The following is a 3,017-nucleotide window of genomic DNA, read 5'->3' as shown; positions in this document are numbered from 1 at the left end:
GACCGTCGCCGGTGGCGTGCTGGACGCGACCAGCTCGGAACGCGACGTGCTCACGCTGCGCGGTGGGGGCCTACCGTCCGCCCGGACCACCACCCTGGACCGCGACGTGTGGGGCGTCCCGGACGCCGTCGCCCAGCGCGCCGCCGCGACCGCGGCCGCCGCCGCGACCCGGGGTGCGGAACTGCAGCTCTGGGCGGCGTGGCTGCCCCTCGCGCTCGGCGGCGCCGCCGTCGTGCAGCTGCTGCTCGCCCTCCGCGACCGCCGTCGCACCACCACCCCTGCGCCCGACCCCGACACGACCCTGCCCAGCGGCCCGCCCGCCGCTGACCCCACGAGGAGCCCCGCGTATGCCGCTCGGTAAGACCACAATCCGTCCCCTGATCACCCTCGGCGCGCTCGGTGCCGTGACCGCGCTCGCCCTGACCGGCTGCGCCTCCGGATCGTCGTCCGCAGCGGGCGACGCGAGCTCCTCCGGCAAGGTCGCACGGGTGACCATCACGCTGACGAACGACGGGTCCGACGCCTGCGCCGTGTCCTCGACGAAGGTCCCCGCTGGCCCGGTCACCTTCACGGTGAAGAACGAGTCGTCGACCGCGATCACCGAGGTCGAGCTGCTGCAGGACCAGCGGATCCTCGGCGAGAAGGAGAACCTGGCCCCCGGGCTCGACCCCGTGCACTTCACGGCGACGCTCAGCGGCGGGAAGTACCAGGTGTACTGCCCCGGCGCGGCGACCGAGCTCACCGACTTCACCGTCACCGGCAAGGTCGCGGACACCGCGAACAGCAGTGCGGCGACGCTCCTCGCCGACGGCACCAAGGGCTACGCGACCTACGTCGACGGCCAGGTGACGGACATGGTCACCGCGGTCGAGCAGCTGCAGGCCGACGTCGACAAGGGCGACGTCGCCGCGGCGAAGACCGACTACGCGAACGCCCGCCCGTACTACGAGCACATCGAGAGCGACGTCGACGGCTTCGTCAAGAAGGGCTACAAGGCGACCGACAACGCCGGCAACCTCGACTACCTCATCGACATGCGCGCCTCGAACCTCGACGACGCCGTGGGCTGGAGCGGCTTCCACGCCGTCGAGAAGGACCTCTTTCCAGGCGGGCGAGATCACCGCCTCGACGAAGAAGACCGCGGCAGCGCTGACCGAGAACGTCCGGCTCCTCGCGAAGCTCGTGCCGACGCTCGACTACAAGCCCGAGGACCTCGCCAACGGCGCCGCAGGCCTGCTCGAGGAGGTCCAGTCGAACAAGATCACGGGTGAGGAGGAGGCGTACAGCCACATCGACCTCGTCGACCTCGCCGCGAACGTCGAGGGCGCCCGTCAGGCCTTCGCGTACCTCAAGCCGGGGCTGACGAAGAGCGACCCGACGCTGACGCAGCAGATCGCGAAGCAGTTCGACGCCACCAACTCGCTCATGGACAGCTACCGCGACGCGGACGGCCTCGGCGGGTTCAAGCCCTGGGACGAGTCCCTGCGGCGCTCCGACGCCAACGCGATCTCGCAGCAGGTCCAGGCGCTGCAGGACCCGCTGTCGCGCCTCGCGGAGAAGGTCGCCACCGCGTGACGACCGAGCACGAGCAGCACCCGGCGGACCCCGACCGGGCGACGGCGCAGCACCCGGCGGACCCCGACCGGGCGACGGCGCAGCACCCGTCGGGGTTCTCCCGCCGCGGTCTCCTCGGCGCCGGCCTGGCCGCCGCTGGAGCCGGGGTCGGCGCGGCCGTCGGCATCGCCGGCGCGGCCGCCGCGACCGGGGTGAACCCCCTCGTCGCCGCCACGAACGGCGACGAGTCGCTCGACCTCTCGCAGCAGCACCCCTTCTACGCAACGGCCGCCGGCCAGCCGCAGGGCGGCATCCGGACCGTCCCGCAGCGCCACTGCGTCTTCATGACCTTCGACCTGTCGACGTCGGTCGCGACGGACCTGCAGGTGCTGCTCGCCCGGTGGTCGGCCGCGATCGCCCAGCTGCAGGCGGGCAAGACCGTCGGCAGCGTCGAGCCGGCGCACGGCAACGGCGTCGGCGCCGACACCGGCGAGGCCCTCGACCTCGGGCCGGCGTCGCTCACCGTCACGGTCGGCCTCGGACCGGGCGTGTTCGACGAGCGCTTCGGGTTGGCCGACAAGCGTCCGGCGCACCTCGCCGCGATCCCGACCCTGCCGAGCGACAACCTCGACGAGCAACTGACCGGCGGGGACCTCTCCCTGCAGGCCTGCGCGGACGACCCCCAAGTGGCCTACCACGCGGTCCGGGACCTCGCCCGCATGGCCCGCGGCACCGCGACCGTACGCTGGACGGTGCTCGGGTTCGGCCGTGCCTCCGCTGGCCCGTCGCAGTCGACCCCGCGGAACCTCATGGGGTTCAAGGACGGCACCCGGAACGTCACCACGGACGACGAGTTCGACCGCTTCGTGTGGGTCGACCAGCCCGGGGACGGCGCGGCGTGGATGCGCGGCGGTACCTACCAGGTCGTCCGGAAGATCCGGATGAACCTCGAGACGTGGGACGCCGACGTGGTCAGCGACCAGCAGCGGGTGTTCGGTCGGACCAAGATCGACGGGGCACCGCTCTCCGGCGGATCGGAGCACACGACGCCGGACTTCCACGCGGCGCACGGTGACGGGACGACGAAGATCGACGCCCGGTCGCACATCGCCCTCGCGGCGCACGAAGCCAACGGCGGCGTGAAGATCCTCCGCCGCGGGTACAACTACACGGACGGCCTGAACCAGTACGGCCAGCTCGACGCCGGGCTGCTGTTCGCCGCGTTCATGAACGACCCGGAGCACTTCGAGCGGCTCCAGCGGAAGCTCGGGGCCTCGGACCGGCTGAACGAGTACGTCTCGCACATCGGCTCGGCGGTCTTCGCGGTCCCACCGGCCCCGCGCAAGGGGTCGTACATCGCCGAGCAGCTCTTCCGCTGACCTGCGGCGGGCGCTGACCTGCGCGGGCGCTGACCAGAGGCTCGCGCGGACCGGCGGCTCGCGCTGACCAGTGTCGACGGACCG

Annotated in this window: 2 protein-coding genes and 1 pseudogene; all 3 read left to right on the top strand. The window is 72.4% G+C overall.

Annotation, left to right across the window (positions count from 1 at the left end; all coding sequences use genetic code 11):
* Nucleotides 1-361, top strand: a 361-nt coding sequence (locus tag I59_RS14325; RefSeq protein ID WP_031273873.1) for a hypothetical protein, incomplete at its 5' end; no start/stop codon positions are given.
* A pseudogene (gene efeO, locus I59_RS20090) lies at nt 348-1,575 on the top strand (iron uptake system protein EfeO). The gene I59_RS14325 and the pseudogene efeO, both read left to right, overlap by 14 nt.
* Nucleotides 1,572-2,933 (top strand): iron uptake transporter deferrochelatase/peroxidase subunit, encoded by a 1,362-nt coding sequence (gene efeB / locus I59_RS14315; protein ID WP_022904456.1) that lies wholly within the window; start codon nt 1,572-1,574, stop codon nt 2,931-2,933. Before efeO ends, efeB begins: the two are co-directional and overlap by 4 nt.
* Nucleotides 2,934-3,017 lie beyond the last annotated feature (84 nt).

Source organism: Curtobacterium sp. B8, assembly GCF_000333315.1.
Lineage (GTDB): Bacteria > Actinomycetota > Actinomycetes > Actinomycetales > Microbacteriaceae > Curtobacterium > Curtobacterium luteum.
The sequence above is the reverse complement of the archived record's forward strand: the minus strand, read 5'-3'. Positions and strand labels throughout refer to the sequence as shown.